The sequence below is a fragment of the Agrobacterium rubi TR3 = NBRC 13261 genome, from assembly GCF_000739935.1.
GTDB classification, from domain to species: domain Bacteria; phylum Pseudomonadota; class Alphaproteobacteria; order Rhizobiales; family Rhizobiaceae; genus Agrobacterium; species Agrobacterium rubi.
Genome location: NZ_BBJU01000016.1, coordinates 90,727 through 106,857, shown reverse-complemented (window position 1 = coordinate 106,857; position 16,131 = coordinate 90,727). Strand labels below are relative to the sequence as shown.

At 58.0% G+C, this 16,131-nt stretch carries 18 protein-coding genes; 14 read left to right on the top strand and 4 right to left on the bottom strand.

Features of this window, described 5'->3' with window-relative positions:
- Positions 1 to 2 precede the first annotated feature (2 nt).
- From RRU01S_RS13875 to hemC, 3 genes are all read right to left on the bottom strand, one after another.
- Positions 3 to 1,373, bottom strand: a complete 1,371-nt coding sequence (locus RRU01S_RS13875) for a COG4223 family protein (protein WP_045230868.1) — start codon at positions 1,371 to 1,373, stop codon at positions 3 to 5.
- A 72-nt stretch (positions 1,374 to 1,445) separates the two neighbouring features.
- A complete protein-coding gene (locus tag RRU01S_RS13870; RefSeq protein ID WP_045230867.1) occupies positions 1,446 to 2,180 on the bottom strand; it encodes a uroporphyrinogen-III synthase in 735 nt (244 codons plus the stop codon).
- Positions 2,181 to 2,182: 2 nt separating this feature from the next.
- Positions 2,183 to 3,112 (bottom strand): hydroxymethylbilane synthase, encoded by a 930-nt coding sequence (gene hemC / locus RRU01S_RS13865; protein ID WP_045230866.1) that lies wholly within the window; start codon positions 3,110 to 3,112, stop codon positions 2,183 to 2,185.
- Positions 3,113 to 3,184: 72 nt separating this feature from the next.
- Between hemC and tsaD the strand changes: the two genes are divergently transcribed.
- Genes tsaD through RRU01S_RS13840 form a run of 5 tightly spaced genes read left to right on the top strand, consistent with a single transcriptional unit; the run spans position 3,185 to position 6,683 of the window.
- Positions 3,185 to 4,282, top strand: coding sequence for a tRNA (adenosine(37)-N6)-threonylcarbamoyltransferase complex transferase subunit TsaD (tsaD, locus tag RRU01S_RS13860; RefSeq protein ID WP_045230865.1), 1,098 nt, complete (start codon positions 3,185 to 3,187; stop codon positions 4,280 to 4,282).
- Positions 4,279 to 5,268, top strand: a complete 990-nt coding sequence (locus RRU01S_RS13855; RefSeq protein WP_045230864.1) for an NAD(P)H-dependent glycerol-3-phosphate dehydrogenase — start codon at positions 4,279 to 4,281, stop codon at positions 5,266 to 5,268. Before tsaD ends, RRU01S_RS13855 begins: the two co-directional genes overlap by 4 nt.
- A gap of 21 nt (positions 5,269 to 5,289) precedes the next feature.
- Positions 5,290 to 5,583, top strand: coding sequence for a YciI-like protein (locus RRU01S_RS13850; RefSeq protein ID WP_045230863.1), 294 nt, complete (start codon positions 5,290 to 5,292; stop codon positions 5,581 to 5,583).
- Between the two features lie 6 nt (positions 5,584 to 5,589).
- Positions 5,590 to 6,033, top strand: a complete 444-nt coding sequence (locus RRU01S_RS13845; RefSeq protein WP_045230862.1) for an EVE domain-containing protein — start codon at positions 5,590 to 5,592, stop codon at positions 6,031 to 6,033.
- A gap of 5 nt (positions 6,034 to 6,038) precedes the next feature.
- The gene (locus tag RRU01S_RS13840; protein ID WP_045230861.1) at positions 6,039 to 6,683 is read left to right on the top strand and encodes a class I SAM-dependent methyltransferase; all 645 of its coding nucleotides are present in this window, start codon (positions 6,039 to 6,041) and stop codon (positions 6,681 to 6,683) included.
- Here the strand turns inward: RRU01S_RS13840 and RRU01S_RS13835 are convergent.
- Positions 6,680 to 7,048: a hypothetical protein gene (locus RRU01S_RS13835; protein WP_131367796.1), complete on the bottom strand. Its 369-nt coding sequence runs from the start codon at positions 7,046 to 7,048 to the stop codon at positions 6,680 to 6,682. The genes RRU01S_RS13840 and RRU01S_RS13835 overlap by 4 nt on opposite strands.
- Before the next feature lie 300 nt (positions 7,049 to 7,348).
- Here RRU01S_RS13835 and sdhC point away from each other — a divergent pair, with 300 nt between their 5' ends.
- From sdhC to sucD, 9 genes are all read left to right on the top strand, one after another.
- Entirely contained in the window at positions 7,349 to 7,741 is a 393-nt protein-coding gene (gene sdhC / locus RRU01S_RS13830) for a succinate dehydrogenase, cytochrome b556 subunit (protein ID WP_045230942.1), read from the top strand.
- A gap of 11 nt (positions 7,742 to 7,752) precedes the next feature.
- Positions 7,753 to 8,133 carry a succinate dehydrogenase, hydrophobic membrane anchor protein gene (sdhD, locus tag RRU01S_RS13825; RefSeq protein WP_045230859.1) on the top strand — a complete coding sequence of 127 codons (381 nt, stop codon included), beginning with the start codon at positions 7,753 to 7,755 and terminating at the stop codon, positions 8,131 to 8,133.
- 6 nt (positions 8,134 to 8,139) lie between these two features.
- Complete coding sequence (gene sdhA / locus RRU01S_RS13820; RefSeq protein WP_045230858.1) at positions 8,140 to 9,984, top strand: succinate dehydrogenase flavoprotein subunit; 1,845 nt, start codon at positions 8,140 to 8,142, stop codon at positions 9,982 to 9,984.
- 17 nt (positions 9,985 to 10,001) lie between these two features.
- On the top strand, positions 10,002 to 10,781 hold the full coding sequence (locus RRU01S_RS13815) for a succinate dehydrogenase iron-sulfur subunit (RefSeq protein ID WP_045230857.1): 780 nt from the start codon (positions 10,002 to 10,004) through the stop codon (positions 10,779 to 10,781).
- Between the two features lie 204 nt (positions 10,782 to 10,985).
- Positions 10,986 to 11,525, top strand: a complete 540-nt coding sequence (locus RRU01S_RS13810; protein ID WP_045230856.1) for a protease inhibitor Inh/omp19 family protein — start codon at positions 10,986 to 10,988, stop codon at positions 11,523 to 11,525.
- Positions 11,526 to 11,575: 50 nt separating this feature from the next.
- Positions 11,576 to 12,739 (top strand): cell division protein ZapE, encoded by a 1,164-nt coding sequence (gene zapE / locus RRU01S_RS13805; RefSeq protein ID WP_045230855.1) that lies wholly within the window; start codon positions 11,576 to 11,578, stop codon positions 12,737 to 12,739.
- Positions 12,740 to 12,919: 180 nt separating this feature from the next.
- Positions 12,920 to 13,882, top strand: coding sequence for a malate dehydrogenase (mdh, locus tag RRU01S_RS13800; protein WP_045230854.1), 963 nt, complete (start codon positions 12,920 to 12,922; stop codon positions 13,880 to 13,882).
- Between the two features lie 30 nt (positions 13,883 to 13,912).
- Positions 13,913 to 15,106 (top strand): ADP-forming succinate--CoA ligase subunit beta, encoded by a 1,194-nt coding sequence (sucC, locus tag RRU01S_RS13795; protein WP_045230853.1) that lies wholly within the window; start codon positions 13,913 to 13,915, stop codon positions 15,104 to 15,106.
- Positions 15,107 to 15,123: 17 nt separating this feature from the next.
- Positions 15,124 to 16,026 (top strand): succinate--CoA ligase subunit alpha, encoded by a 903-nt coding sequence (gene sucD / locus RRU01S_RS13790; protein WP_045230852.1) that lies wholly within the window; start codon positions 15,124 to 15,126, stop codon positions 16,024 to 16,026.
- Positions 16,027 to 16,131: the final 105 nt, after the last annotated feature.

The window sequence follows — 16,131 nt, the reverse complement described above, 5'->3', positions numbered from 1 at the left end:
TCTTACCCCTGCTGGCCGGTGCTGGTGATGGCGCGCGTCAGCGTGCCGTTCACGAGGTCTTCGACCTGAACGCGGGCATCGAGCGATGTCTTGAAGTCAGAAGATACGGCCTTGGCAGGTTCAGGCAGTCCGTCCCATTCCAGCGAGGCGCCCTTCAGGTCGCCATTGCGCAGCTTGTCCTCGATGCGGGCGATCTTGGCGTCAGCACCTTCGCCTTCTACATTGCCCACCGGCCGGACCTTGACCAGCGACAGCGCGCTTTCTGCGAGGCGATCGATGATGCCCTGATTGGGGTCGGTCTGGTTGAGCGAGTCGAGCATGGCATTTGCAACATCAGGGAAATTGCGCGACAGCTCGGAGCGGGACGGCACACCTGTGTTGGCGAAGGGCCGCAACGACTGTATCGCCGGATCGTCGGGCGTGACGCGCGACAGGGTATCGAGCTCCGTCAGGAACGGCCCGCCGCGATCGATGGCGGCTTTCAGACCGGCGGACGCAATGGCGCGCGCGACTTCGATGTCATCGCGTGGTTCGTTGATCTTGGTTTCTGCGTCACTCAGGCGGCGCGTCAAATCGGCATTGGCCGTGTCCTGCGCTGCTTTTTCCGATTGCAGGGTCGAGACTGTGCTTTCAAGCGAGGCGAGCTTGTTGGCGACATCGCCGCCACCGGATGCCGTGGAGCTCTCGAGTGCTGCCAAACGTGTTTCGAGCGCAGATGTATCAGCGGTTGCCTGTGGCGCACTGGCGATCTGCTGGCGCAGGGTTGAGACTTCTGCCTTGAGGGAAGCAAGCTCATCAGAGGAGCCGGCACTGGACGAAAACGGAGGAAGGTAGCCGGCATATTGCATGCTGCCCGCAGCCAGAAGCGCGACCAAACCACCAACGATGCCTGCAACGAGCGCGCCGGAGTTTCCGCTGCTGTTGCCCGTGCTGCTCTTGGCGGAGGCCGAGGATGTCGCAGAGGTTTTGCTGTCGGTCGCTGGTTTTGGTGCTTCCGGTTTCGGCGCCTGCGTTGTCGTCGTTTTCTCGGATTTCAGTGGTTCGCTCTTGAGAGGCGGAACGGTCGTCGTGCTTGCCGCCGCAGGTTTTGCGGTCTGGTCAGCCTTTGTCTCATCTGACTTATGGATGTTGGGCTCGGGTTCGATCGGTTTTTTGACTTCGTTATCCCATATCGGTTTTGGGTCCGATTTTTCAGCGCCGAAGGCCGAGGTTTTCGAAGATGCTGCATCGGTCTGCGATGCAGTTGCTGGTTTGGCCTCGATAGAGACGGTGTCCTTGTCCTTACCGATATCCTTCACGTCCTTTGCGTCCAGATCAATCGTGACCGGTTCAGCGGTGGACTTGGAGTGGCGTGGCGGTTTTCCCGATACCATGACAACCTCATTCTGCCTGCATTTGCCTAAACCTAGTCAGTGATAACGGCAAAGGAAAGGGGCGGAAGGGAATTAGGTTCCCGCATTTCGATCAAGAAGATCAAACATCCTGAATTCGCTTGGTGCCCCGCTGGCGAATGCCGCGTTTTGAAACGCTGCCGGGACGTGGGAAAGGACCTTGCTGCTGATGCAAATCATCTTGCAATGACGCAACTGCTCTAAACGTTGTTCTTTCTCCATCAGCGCAAAAAATATTCGCGCTGCTTCGCTGGAGTAGAAGAGGACCGCATCGACTGGTGCATCCGCGATACGCTCCTGCAACTGCTGTCGTGGCCAAGGCACTGGCTGCATCTGGTAGATTTCGACAGTTTCATAGGGAACGTTCAGGTCAACAAGCTTGTGCTCGAAGCCCTGATCACGCGGGGTGCCTGCCAGATAGAGAACTGTGCCGCGATGGCTGGCATCATCGTCTGCGATCCGTTGCGCCAGCGCCGTGCCATCGCTTCCGCCCGTGACAACAGCCTGAAAGCCCGCATCGCGTGCCGCTTTTGCGGAGGCCTCTCCAACGGCAAATAGGGGTCTGAGCAGGCTGGCGGACAGATTGGCGCCTGAGCCCACGAGCGCGCGGATTGCTTCCGCGCTCGTCACCGCCAGGGATGCCGGGGTCTTTGCAAGGGCGGTGATGGCTGCGTCCGTGTCATGGACGGGGACGGTCAGCGGTAGGAGGATAGGGTCATGACCGCGCTCGCGCAAAAGCTTCGCCGTCTTCAGTCCCGATGCTTCCGGGCGTGTGACGACGACGCGCATGGTTAGGTCCAGCTTTCGAAGAAACCGGTTCCAGCGGCGGCGCGAACCTGTTCGCCTGCCTTAAAGCCCAGTGCTTCGGCGTCGCTGCGTTTGCCCGATATTTCCACGCCGTGCTCCGTCTGGCCATCGGGTGTCAGGATCAGGCCATGGAAATGCAGCATATCGCCGTCGCAGGTGGCGTAGCCCGCAATCGGCGTGCGACAGGAGCCATCCAGCGCCGCCAGAAACGCCCGTTCGCAATTGACGGCATCAGTCGTTTCGCTGTGATCGACGGCGGTCAGCAAATCTTGAATGCGCGTATCGCCAATCCGGCTTTCCAGGGCAATGGCGCCTTGGCCGGGTGCGGGCGGAAAGGTTTTCGCGTCCAGCAATTCTGTCAGAACCGTTTCCTTGTTCAGGCGCTTCAGGCCGGCCAAAGCCAACAATGTGGCGTCGGCCTGGCCCTCTTCGAGCTTGCGCAGGCGCGTGTCCACCAGTCCCCTGAAAATGATGACATTAATGTCGGGTCTCAGACGACGAATAAGCGACTGGCGGCGAAGCGAGGCGGAGCCAACGGTGGCTGCGTGGGGAAGCTCAAGCAGCTTGGGCGCTGTTCTGCCGATGAAAGCGTCACGCACATCCTCGCGCGGCAGGTAGGCAGACAGATGCAGCCCGTCCGGTAATCGCGTCGACATATCCTTGGCGCAGTGAACTGCAAAATCGAGGTCGCCTGACAGAAGTTGCGTTTCCAGCTCTTCGGTGAACAGGCCCTTGCCACCGATTTCGGACAAAGGGCGGTCGGTCATGCGGTCGCCTTTTGTCGAGAGCGGCACGATCTGGAACATGTCCTGCGACAGGCCGTGTGCGGCCATCAGGCGGTCGCGGGTCTCGAACGCCTGGACCAGTGCCAGAGGGCTGCCGCGTGTGCCGATTCGGAAAGGTTTTGTTTGCATCCGCTTCTATCCATTGTTACCGGAGGTGTTCGTACCCAAGTTTCTGAAACACCGCAATCAACGAACCGGCTGATGACCCCCTTTCTTCGTATCCTCGGCATTGAGACAAGTTGCGACGAAACCGCTGCATCCGTGGTGGTTCGGCACGCTGACGGTCGAGGCGAGATCGTCTCCGACGTCGTTTTGTCGCAGCTGGAGGAACACAGTGCCTATGGCGGTGTGGTACCGGAAATCGCCGCACGCGCCCATGTCGAAGCGCTTGATACGCTTGTCGAGGAAGCGCTCGGCAAGGCTGGCGTCACACTTGCCGATATCGATGCCGTGGCCGCCACTTCCGGTCCGGGATTGATCGGTGGGCTGATCGTGGGGTTGATGACGGGCAAGGCGATTGCCAAGGCGGCGGGCAAGCCGCTCTATGCCATCAACCATCTGGAAGGTCATGCGCTGACGGCGCGGCTGACGGATGGCCTGTCCTTTCCCTATCTCATGCTTCTGGTCTCTGGCGGTCATACCCAGCTCATTCTCGTGCGCGGCGTCGGACACTATGAACGCTGGGGCACGACCATCGATGATGCCTTGGGCGAAGCCTTCGACAAGACGGCCAAGCTTTTGGGGTTGCCTTATCCCGGTGGACCCGCTGTTGAAAAAGCCGCCGCGACCGGCAACGCACACCGCTTTGCACTGCCGCGCCCCATGGTGGGTGAAGCGCGGCTCGATTTTTCGTTTTCCGGCCTGAAGACGGCGGTTCGCCAGGCGGCTACCGCGATAGCACCTCTTTCCGATCAGGATATCGCCGATATCTGCGCGTCCTTTCAAAAGGCGGTGTCTCGTACGTTGAAGGATCGCATCGGCCGCGGCTTGCAACGGTTTCTGGACGAGTTCCCAGAGGTCGACGGTGGACCGTCACTGGTGGTCGCGGGCGGCGTTGCCGCCAATCAGGAGATACGCCGCACGTTGCAGGATTTGTGCGACAAGCACCGTTTTCGCTTCATCGCGCCGCCTTTGCAGCTGTGCACCGACAATGCGGCCATGATCGCATGGGCGGGGCTTGAGCGGATGGCGCAGGGCATGGAGCCTGACAATCTCGACGTGCAGCCTCGCTCGCGCTGGCCGCTGGATGCGCAGGCGCAAACGTTGATCGGCTTTGGCAAGCGGGGAGCGAAGGCATGACAAAGCGTGAAAAGATCGTCGTCATCGGCGCCGGTGCTTTCGGCACGGCCATTGCCGTGGTCGTTGCGCTCGAAAATCGCCATGACGTGACGCTGTTGGGCCGGGATGCCGCCTTGATGGCAGACCTGCGGGACGATGGCGTGCACGATGCGGCGCTGCCGGGTATTTCTCTGCCGGATTCCCTGCACTATTCTGCCGAACCCGAAGTGTTGCGGGATGCGGGCATCGTTCTCTTCGCCATGCCATCGCAGGCGCAGGCCTACGCCGCACGCAATTACGGTCCTTACCTGGCTAATGATGCTGTTATTGTCACCTGTGCAAAAGGGATAGATCGTTCTTCTGGCCAGTTGTTGACGGATGTGCTGGAGCATGAGTTGCCGCATCACCCGGTCGGCGTGTTGTCCGGCCCCGGTTTCGCTGCTGACATCGCCAAGGGATTGCCGACGGCAATGGCTGTCGCAGCGGCGGATGTCTGTGTCGCTGAACGACTGGCGCAGACGATTTCCGGCCGCACCTTTCGGCTCTACGCGTCGACGGACCGCATCGGCGTGCAACTGGGCGGTGCCCTGAAAAACGTGCTGGCCATTGCTGGTGGCATTGTTGAGGGCGCCGGTCTTGGCGATTCGGCGCGGGCGGCACTGATCTCGCGGGGACTGGCAGAGATGTCGCGTCTCGTGGTTGCCATGGGCGGGCAGGCGGATACGGTGCGTGGTCTCTCCGGCCTTGGCGATCTGGTTCTGACGACCACCAGCCATCAGTCGCGCAATCTGCGTTTCGGTATCTCGCTGGGACAGGGTGGCGATCCCGACTCGTTCCATGGAGGGCTGGTGGAAGGCGCTTACGCTGCCTCTGTGGCTTCACGCCTCGCCGATGGTCTCGGGATCGAAATGCCTGTGACGGACGCCGTTGCCGCTATCATCGACGGCAGGCTTGATATCACAACCGCCATCCAACAATTGATGACACGGCCCATCACCACCGAGTAGGGCCCTCAAGAGGAGACGAAAATGTTGTTTGCCTTCATCTGCAAAGACAAGCCCGACCATCTGCATGTGCGCATGGACACACGCCCCGTGCATCTGGAGCATCTCAACAAACTCAATGCCGAAGGGACGCTGAAAATGGCCGGTCCGTTTCTGGATTCTGAGGGAAAGCCGAACGGCAGCCTGGTGATTGTGGAAGCAGCCGATATCGATGCGGCCAAAGCTCTGGCCGATGCCGACCCTTACGCCAAGGCGGGTCTGTTCGAAAGCGTCGATGTGAAGCCCTATAATTGGGTCTTCAACAATCCGGGAGTGTGAGCTGACATGGCGAATTACTGGCTTTTCAAGTCCGAGCCATCCACATGGTCGTGGGAACAGCAGAAGGCCAAAGGCGAGGCTGGCGAAGAGTGGGGCGGCGTTCGCAATTATCAGGCACGCAACAATATGCGTGCGATGAAGATTGGCGACAAAGGCTTTTTCTACCACTCCAACGAGGGGCTGGAGGTCGTCGGCATCGTTGAGGTCTGTGAGTTGTCGCGCCCTGACACAACGGCAGAAGGCGATGCGCGCTGGGACTGCGTGCATATCAAGGCCGTTTGCGATATGCCGACGCCGGTGACGCTGAAGGATGTGAAGGCCAATCCGAAGCTTGCGGAAATGTCTCTCGTTACCTCCATGCGGCTTTCCGTACAGCCGGTGTTGCTGGAGGAATATCTCGAGGTCTGCCGCATGGGCAAGCTCGACAAGCCTCCACGCTCTCCGGACTGAGCGGATTGAAAACCGATCCGCAGGTCTTCATCCGCGACAATACAACTGTCATGGCCCCGCCGCATGTGCCGGAAATCCGACTGCATCTGGCCAGTGAGGCCCATGAACTCTGGCTGAAGACGGAGGAAGAGTTGCAGGAGATCGGCCTGCCGCCGCCCTTCTGGGCCTTTGCCTGGGCGGGCGGACAGGGCCTTGCGCGTTACATTCTCGATCATCCTGAGGTGGTTGTCGGAAAGCGCGTGGTGGATTTTGCCAGCGGCTCCGGCCTTGTGGCGATTGCAGCTGCCAAAGCAGGTGCGGCCGGCGTGATGGCTGTTGATATCGACCCATGGGCAAAGACAGCCATTCTTCTCAATGCGGCGGAAAACAATGTCGAGATCGGTTTTTCCGGCGAGAACATCATCGGCGATGACGTAGAAGCCGATGTGTTGCTGGCGGGTGATGTTTTTTATGATCGGGCGTTTGCCGAGGTTCTCGCGCCATGGTTTTCAGCGCTCACGCAAAAGGGAGTTGTCGTTCTGGTCGGGGACCCCGGACGGGCATATCTGCCGCAAAAGCTGTTGCAGGCTTGTGCAACATATGAGGTGCCGGTGACACGGGTACTCGAAGACAGCGATGTTAAGAAAACCACAGTCTGGACGTTTGTCTAGGGGCGGATAACGCAGACGCCTGCTTCATAGGAGCATTCTGCGCCCACCGTCTTTTTGTTGACGTGGATAATGCGTGGCCTGACCGCGCTTCGGGTTGTTGAAGAATAGCGTATGCCGACACCATCATCCGCTGCAAAGTAGATGCCGTTTTGTGGCGCCCGGATTGCGGAGATGCCGCCCGCATATGTCCCGACGCCGCCGATATGAGACGGTAACCCGTCACCACCGTAGTAGGAACGATGCTGTTGTCGATGACTATAGAACCGGTTTTTCGACTCGAAATGGTCGGTTGCATATGAATAGGAATTGCCGACACATGAGCCGGTGATTGCTATCATAGCGGCGGCGATTCGGGTCGATAACATGACGAATACTCTCCGGATTTTTAATGGTCGAAATCGCCGTTAGGTGACATTTTTATTGACGTTGACGTAAGATAATTTGTGGGTCTTCAATTGGAAACGCTGGATATTTTATTTTCGATCCCCGGATTTGCAAAGATTCTTCTAGCCACAATCGATTAAATTCGTTTCCGCTGGCAATTGTGCTTGTGGTGATGACGCCGTGCTATTAAAGGTCGCGGTTGGTGCAATGCACATTCCTCCGTCATGTGCGTTGTTTGGGGGCGCCCGCAATTCGAGGCGCAGGAACGCCGTGAGGTTTATATGGCGAATACGACAAGCAATCGGCCATTGTCGCCGCATCTTCAAGTCTACAAGCTTATTCCAACCATGCTTGCGTCGATCGTGCATCGTATTACCGGTGCTGCGCTCTACTTCGGCACGTTGCTGGTCGCCTGGTGGCTGATCGCGACGGCGTCGGGTGTCGATGCCTATAGCTGGGTTCAGTGGGCCATGAGCTCCATCATCGGCAAGCTTGTGCTGATCGGCTACACTTGGGCGCTGGTTCATCACATGCTGGGTGGTTTTCGCCACTTCATGTGGGATCTGGGCCATGGCTTCGACAAGCATTTCACCACGAAGATCGCCAAGGCGTCTTGGGTGGTTTCGATCTGTCTGACCGCGCTGATCTGGGTTGTCGCCCTGATCGTGCGCTAGGAGATACTGTCATGGATATGCGTACACCTCTCAATAAGGTTCGCGGTCTGGGTTCTGCCAAGGAAGGCACCGAGCACTTCTGGCGCCAGCGCGTCACCGCGATTGCCAACGTGCCGCTGCTGATCTTCTTCGTCGTGTTTCTGGTCATGTATGGCGGCGCGCCGTACGACGTGGTTGCCTCGGCTCTTTCGAACCCGCTGGTTGCCGTGACGATGGTTCTTGTCGTCGTCTCCGGTATCATCCACATGAAGCTGGGCATGCAGGTCATCATCGAAGACTATGTTCATGCGGAAGTGCCGAAGCTGGTTCTTCTGATGCTCAACACCTTCTTCTCGGTGATCATGGCTGGTCTCTGTCTCTTCGCCGTTCTGAAAATCGCATTCGCAGGATAATCCGTCATGGCATCGATCAGTTCACCCACTCAGAACGGCAAGGCCTATACTTACGTCGACCACTCCTATGATGTGATCGTCGTCGGTGCCGGTGGCGCGGGTCTTCGCGCGACGCTCGGCATGGCCGAACAGGGCTTCAAGACAGCCTGCATCACAAAGGTTTTCCCGACCCGTTCGCACACGGTTGCGGCACAGGGCGGTATTGCCGCCTCGCTCAACAACATGACGCCGGATAGCTGGCAGTGGCACCTTTACGATACCGTCAAGGGTTCCGACTGGCTAGGCGACGTGGACGCCATGCAGTATCTGGCCATGGAGGCGCCGAAGGCGGTCTATGAGCTGGAGCATTACGGCGTGCCGTTCTCGCGTAACGCCGAAGGCAAGATTTACCAGCGCCCGTTCGGCGGCCACATGCAGAATTACGGCGAAGGCCCGCCGGTACAGCGCACCTGCGCTGCTGCCGATCGTACCGGCCATGCCATTCTGCACACGCTTTACGGCCAGTCGCTGCGCAACAATGCCGAATTCTTCATCGAATATTTTGCGCTCGACCTCATCATGTCCGATGATGGCAGCCGTTGCACGGGCGTCGTTGCCTGGAACCTCGATGACGGCACGATTCATCGCTTTACGGCTAAGATGGTCGTTCTGGCGACCGGTGGTTACGGCCGCGCCTACTTCTCGGCAACATCGGCGCATACCTGCACAGGTGATGGCGGCGGTATGGTTGCCCGCGCCGGTCTTCCACTTCAGGACATGGAATTCGTTCAGTTCCACCCAACCGGTATTTACGGCGCAGGCTGTCTGATTACCGAAGGTGCGCGCGGTGAAGGCGGCTATCTCGTCAACTCCGAAGGCGAGCGCTTCATGGAGCGCTATGCGCCATCCGCCAAGGATCTCGCCTCGCGTGACGTTGTTTCGCGCTGTATGACCATGGAAATCCGTGAAGGCCGTGGCGTTGGCAAGAACAAGGATCATATCTTCCTGCATCTGGATCACCTCGATCCTGCCATTCTGCACGAGCGCCTGCCGGGCATTTCCGAAAGCGCCAAGATTTTCGCAGGCGTGGACGTAACGCGCGAGCCGATCCCGGTTCTGCCAACGGTTCACTACAATATGGGCGGCATTCCCACCAACTATTGGGGCGAGGTGCTGAATGCCGATAGCGAGAACCCAGAGCGGATCATTCCGGGCCTGATGGCCGTTGGTGAGGCCGGTTGCGCCTCCGTGCATGGTGCGAACCGCCTCGGCTCCAACTCGCTGATCGACCTTGTTGTGTTCGGTCGCGCTGCTGCTATTCGCGCCGCCGAAGTGATCGATCGTGCCAGTGCTGTTCCAGCGCTCAACGTCGCTGCCTGCGACAAGATCATGGATCGCTTCGACCGCCTGCGCAACGCCAATGGCGGTACACCAACCGCCGTTCTGCGCGACAAGATGCAGCGTGCCATGCAGGACGATGCCGCCGTGTTCCGCACGCAGGAATCGCTGGAAAGCGGTTGCAAGCGCATCTCCGCCATCTGGAAAGAGCTGCCTGACATCAAGGTCACGGACCGTTCGATGGTCTGGAACTCCGATCTGGTGGAAACGCTCGAACTCGAAAACCTCATGGCCAATGCCATCACCACGGTTTACGGCGCGGAAGCCCGTAAGGAAAGCCGTGGCAGCCATGCGCGTGAAGACTTCGTCGATGGTCCGTTCGGTGGTCGCGACGACGTCAACTGGCGCAAGCACACGCTGGCCTGGGTCAACGAGCAGGGCGATGTGAAGCTTGATTACCGTCCGGTTCACACCGATCTCATTGCCGAGGGCATCGATCTCCAGAAGATCGCGCCCAAAGCACGCGTCTATTGATTTGAGAGGAACTGGACATGGTTGAACTTGCTCTTCCCAAGAACTCTCAGATGACCGAAGGCAAGGTCTGGCCGAAGCCGGCAGGCGCGAAGAATGTTCGCGAATACCGGGTTTACCGCTGGAACCCTGACGACGGCCAGAACCCGCGCATCGATACCTATTACATCGATGTCGATGATTGCGGCCCGATGGTTCTCGATGCGCTTCTCTACATCAAGAACAATGTCGATCCGACGCTGACGTTGCGCCGTTCCTGTCGCGAGGGCATTTGCGGTTCCTGCGCGATGAACATCGATGGCACGAACACGCTGGCCTGCACCAAGGGCATGGAAGAAATCTCCGGCACGGTGAAGGTCTATCCTCTGCCGCATATGCCCGTCGTGAAGGACCTCGTTCCTGATCTTTCCAATTTCTACGCCCAGCACCGCTCCATCGAGCCTTGGCTGAAGACGGTGTCTCCGACGCCTGCCAAGGAATGGAAGCAGAGCCATGATGACCGTCAGAAGCTGGATGGCCTCTATGAGTGCATTCTGTGCGCCTGCTGCTCGGCATCCTGTCCCAGCTACTGGTGGAATGGCGACCGCTATCTCGGTCCTGCCGTTTTGCTCCAGGCCTATCGCTGGCTCATCGACAGCCGTGATGAGGCAACCGGTGAACGTCTCGATAACCTCGAAGATCCGTTCCGCCTCTATCGCTGCCACACGATCATGAACTGCGCGCAGGCGTGCCCGAAGGGTCTGAACCCTGCCAAGGCTATCGCCGAGATCAAAAAGATGATGGTCGAGCGTCGCGTTTAAAGGTGGCTCATAATCGAAGATAGTGAACAGGCCGCGACTTCCCCGTCGTGGCCTGTTTGATAATAACTGGGCTGGAAATTTCTATAAAAATCGACTGAAATTGCAATTATCGCGGTAGCAGCTTGCGTTAGCTAATGCTTTGGTAATAATTCAGCCGTTTTGTGTAGACATGGTCCTGCCGAAGCAGAAAATCGGGAGCTTGAAATGCAGTTCAGATATGTGGTGACGGGTCTAGCGGTCGTTATGAGCCTTGCCAGTTGCCAGCGTACCTCCTTCGATTACAACAACAATAGCGCTCCAAGCGGCAATCCCGGTTATACTCCGCCGCTTCAGGCGCAGCCGGTACCGTCAGTGCAGTCCGGTGCGTTGCCACCTCCTGGCGGCTCCGCACAGTTCCCGAATGCGCCTGCAAATGCAGCACCTGGTGGCACAAACGTTGCCTCTGCTGCTCCGGCTGCTGCCATGGATGTTACCAAGGAAGCCATGGTCGGCAACTGGCGCGTGTCAAACGGCGGCGCAAGCTGCGATATGTTCCTGACATTGACGAACCTCGGCAGTGGCTCGCGTGGTGGTACGCGTGGTTGCGCGGGTGAATTGTCGTCCATGGGATCATGGGAAGTCTCCAACAAGATGGTTCAGTTCAAGAACCGCGCCGGCGATACGATCGGTCGTGTCTACAAGACCGGCGATACCCGTTACGACGGCACGACCAACAGCGGTCAGCCACTCAGCCTCAGCCGATAATTTTTGTCACGCGGGCAGCGTTTCACGTTGCTCGCGCCTGAGGCATGTTTATGAAGCCATTACCGGACTACAATCATAGCGTCGTTGAGCAACTCAACACATTGACCGCCTCTGGCGAGCTGAAGGCCGACGCCGCACAACTGGATGTGGCCGCCCATCTCGATCGTATTCTGACCGATCTCAAAATCCGCAAACCCGCCAAGAAGAAAAGCGCGCTGGGCTGGATGTTCGCCAAGAAAGCCGGGCCTGCTTCGTCCGTCAAAGGTCTCTACGTCGAGGGTAGTGTCGGTCGCGGCAAGACCATGCTGATGGACATGTTTTTTCAGTTGGCGCCGATCGAAAAGAAACGCCGCTGCCATTTTCACGAATTCATGGCAGACGTCCATAATCGCGTCCATGCGCATCGCCAGAAATTGAAGAACGGCGAGACCAAGCAGGCGGACCCTATCCCGCCCGTTGCCGCACAGTTGCTGGCCGAGGCGGAACTGCTGTGTTTCGATGAGTTTTCGGTCACGGATATCGCCGATGCGATGATCCTTGCCCGGCTGTTTACCGAACTTTTCGCCAATGGATGCGTGCTGGTGACGACGTCGAACGTCTTGCCGGACAATCTGTACAAGGATGGGCTCAATCGCAGCTTGTTTCTCCCTTTCGTCGATTTGCTACAGCAGCATGTCGAGGTCGTCACGCTGAATAGCCCGACCGATTATCGGATGGAAAAGATCAAGAGCCTGCCGGTCTATGTGACGCCGTTGGACGAAGCCGCCGACAAGGCCATGGATGTGGCCTGGCGGCAATTGACAGAAGGTCACGTCAGCGCACCCACCGAGATTGCCAGGAAGGGACGCTCGGTGCCCGTGCCGCAGGCTGCCGGTCGCGTTGCGCGTTTTTCATTCTCCGATCTCTGTGAAAAGCCGCTTGGTGCTTCGGACTTTCTGGCCATCGCTGACCGTTTCGATACCGTTTTCATCGACCATATTCCGTTGCTGAATGCCGACAAGCGCAATGAAACGAAGCGTTTCATCATCCTCATCGATGCCTTCTACGATCGTACGGTAAGGGTCTTCGCGTCGGCTGCGGCTATGCCGGAAGATTTGCTGGAGAAGCGCAAGGGTACGGAAGGTTTCGAGTTTGATCGCACCGCTTCGCGGTTGTTCGAGATGCGAAGCGCCGACTATTTGGCGTTACACAACGAAAAACGCGCCGCTGCGTGACACTTTTATAACTTAATTTCTTACGTTTACGTAAGTATTTTATGATCTAAACGATTGAAAATACTGACATCAAAACTATCTGTTGCCATTTATCTACAATAAAGCTAAGTCGAGTGCGACAATTTAAAGCCGCCATACATCCGCGGCGAAATTGAATTGAAGCTCGAGAGGAAGCATTCGATGTCTCGCAAAAAGATTGCACTTATTGGTTCTGGCATGATCGGCGGCACGCTGGCGCATTTGGCCAGCCTGAAAGAACTGGGCGATATCGTCCTCTTCGATATTGCTGACGGTATTCCGCAGGGCAAGGGTCTGGATATTGCCCAGTCCGGTCCGGTCGAAGGTTTCAATGCCAAGCTGACGGGCGCTTCCGACTATGCTGCCATCGAAGGCGCAGACGTTTGCATCGTAACTGCCGGTGTTGCCCGTAAGCCCGGCATGAGCCGCGACGATCTTCTCGGCATCAACCTCAAGGTCATGGAGCAGGTCGGCGCTGGCATCAAGAAATATGCCCCGAACGCTTTTGTTATCTGCATCACCAACCCGCTCGATGCGATGGTCTGGGCTCTCCAGAAGTTCTCCGGTCTGCCGAAGAACAAGGTCGTCGGCATGGCTGGCGTTCTCGACAGCGCGCGCTTCCGTCTGTTCCTGTCTGAAGAATTCAACGTCTCCGTTCAGGACGTGACGGCATTCGTTCTCGGCGGCCACGGCGATACCATGGTGCCTTTGGCGCGCTACTCCACCGTTGGCGGCATTCCATTGACGGACCTCGTCAAGATGGGCTGGCTCACTGCCGAGCGTCTGGAAGAGATCGTTCAGCGCACGCGTGACGGCGGTGCGGAAATCGTCGGCCTGCTGAAGACCGGTTCGGCCTACTATGCGCCTGCTGCTTCGGCTATCGAAATGGCTGAGTCCTACCTCAAGGACAAGAAGCGCGTTCTGCCTGCTGCCGCCTATCTGTCCGGCCAGTACGGCGTGAACGACATGTATGTCGGTGTTCCCACGATCATCGGTGCAGGCGGTATCGAGCGCATCATCGAAATCGAACTCAACAAGGACGAGGAAGCTGCCTTCCAGAAGTCCGTCGGCGCGGTTGCAGGTCTTTGCGAAGCCTGCGTCAATATTGCTCCGTCGCTGAAGTAATTGCCTTTCGGCACAAACAGGGATTAATCCATGAATATTCATGAATATCAGGCCAAGGCTCTTCTGAAGGGCTATGGTGCGCCGGTGGCCGAAGGGGTTGCTATCCTCAAGGTCGAAGAAGCCGAAGCCGCTGCAAAGCAGCTTCCTGGCCCACTTTACGTGGTCAAGAGCCAGATCCACGCTGGTGGCCGCGGCAAGGGCAAGTTCAAAGAACTCGGCCCTGATGCAAAGGGTGGCGTTCGCCTGGCCAAGTCCATCGAGGAAGTCGTTTCTCACGCCAAGGACATGCTCGGCAACACGCTGGTCACAGCGCAGACGGGCGATGCTGGCAAGCAGGTCAACCGCCTCTATATCGAAGACGGCGCAGACATCGACCGCGAACTCTATTGCTCGCTGCTCGTTGACCGTTCCGTTGGTCAGGTAGCTTTCGTGGTTTCCACCGAAGGCGGCATGGACATTGAAGCTGTCGCCCACGACACGCCTGAGAAAATCCACACCATCGCGATTGAACCTGAAGCCGGTGTAACGGATGAGAACATCGCAGCGATCTCCAAAGCATTGGAGCTTTCGAGCGCTGCTGCCGAAGACGCCAAGGCGCTCTTCCCTGCGCTCTACAAAGCCTTCGTCGAAAAGGACATGGCTCTTCTCGAAGTCAACCCGCTGATCGTCATGACCGATGGTCACCTGCGCGTTCTCGACGCCAAGATGTCCTTCGATGGCAACGCGATTTTCCGTCACGACGACGTGAAGCTGCTGCGCGACGAGACCGAAGAAGACGCCAAGGAAATCGAAGCCTCCAAGTGGGACCTCGCCTATGTGGCGCTCGATGGCAACATCGGCTGCATGGTCAATGGCGCCGGTCTTGCCATGGCAACGATGGATATCATCAAGCTGTACGGCAAAGAGCCTGCTAACTTCTGTGACGTCGGCGGTGGCGCTGGCAAGGAAAAGGTCGCGGCTGCGTTCAAGATCATTACCGCTGACCCGAAGGTCGAGGGCATCCTCGTCAACATCTTCGGCGGCATCATGAAGTGCGACGTCATCGCCGAGGGCGTGATCGCTGCGGTGAAGGAAGTTGGTCTCAAGGTTCCGCTCGTCGTGCGCCTTGAAGGCACCAATGTCGAGTTGGGCAAGAAGCTTCTGAACGAATCGGGTCTTGCAATTACGGCTGCTGACGACCTTGACGATGCAGCCAAGAAGATCGTTGCGGCGATCAACGCCTAATTGAGGGACTGGAAATAATGTCTATTCTTGTAAATAAAGACACCAAGATCCTCGTTCAGGGTCTGACCGGCAAGACCGGCACGTTCCACACCGAACAGGCGCTTGCTTATTACGGCACGCAGATGGTCGGCGGTATTCACCCGAAGAAGGGTGGCGAAACATGGACTGGCTCCAAGGGCGAAAGCCTGCCGATCTATGCGACCGTTGCGGAAGCCAAGGAAAAGACGGGCGCTGATGCGTCTGTCATCTATGTTCCGCCAGCAGGCGCTGCCGATGCCATCATCGAAGCCATCGATGCGGAAATTCCGTTCATCACCTGCATTACCGAAGGCATTCCTGTCATGGACATGGTTCGCGTCAAGGCACGGCTGGACCGTTCCAACTCGCGTCTGCTGGGGCCCAACTGCCCAGGCATCATGACGCCGGAAGAATGCAAGATCGGCATCATGCCGGGTTCGATCTTCCGCAAGGGTTCCGTCGGTATTGTGTCGCGCTCAGGCACACTTACATATGAAGCCGTGTTCCAGACATCCAACGAAGGCCTTGGCCAGACGACGGCTGTCGGCATCGGTGGCGACCCGGTCAAGGGTACCGAGTTCATCGACATCCTGGAAATGTTCCTGGCTGACGAAGCGACACAGTCGATCATCATGATCGGCGAAATCGGCGGTGCAGCGGAAGAAGAAGCAGCACAGTTCCTGATCGATGAAGCCAAGAAGGGCCGTAAGAAGCCAATGGCTGGCTTCATCGCCGGTCGTACGGCGCCTAAGGGCCGCACCATGGGTCACGCCGGTGCTGTCGTTTCCGGCGGTAAGGGTGATGCGGAATCCAAGATTTCGGCCATGGAAGCGGCTGGTATCAAGGTATCGCCTTCGCCTGCACGCCTTGGCAAGACGCTGGTCGAAGTCCTCAAGGGCTGAGACAGACATATATCTGGCAGCGGGCAGGGGTCGGAAACGGCGGCCTGCCCGAAGCCGCAAGAGGAATAGTCGATGCTTTTGCATCGGAGACTAAGCGGCAGACCG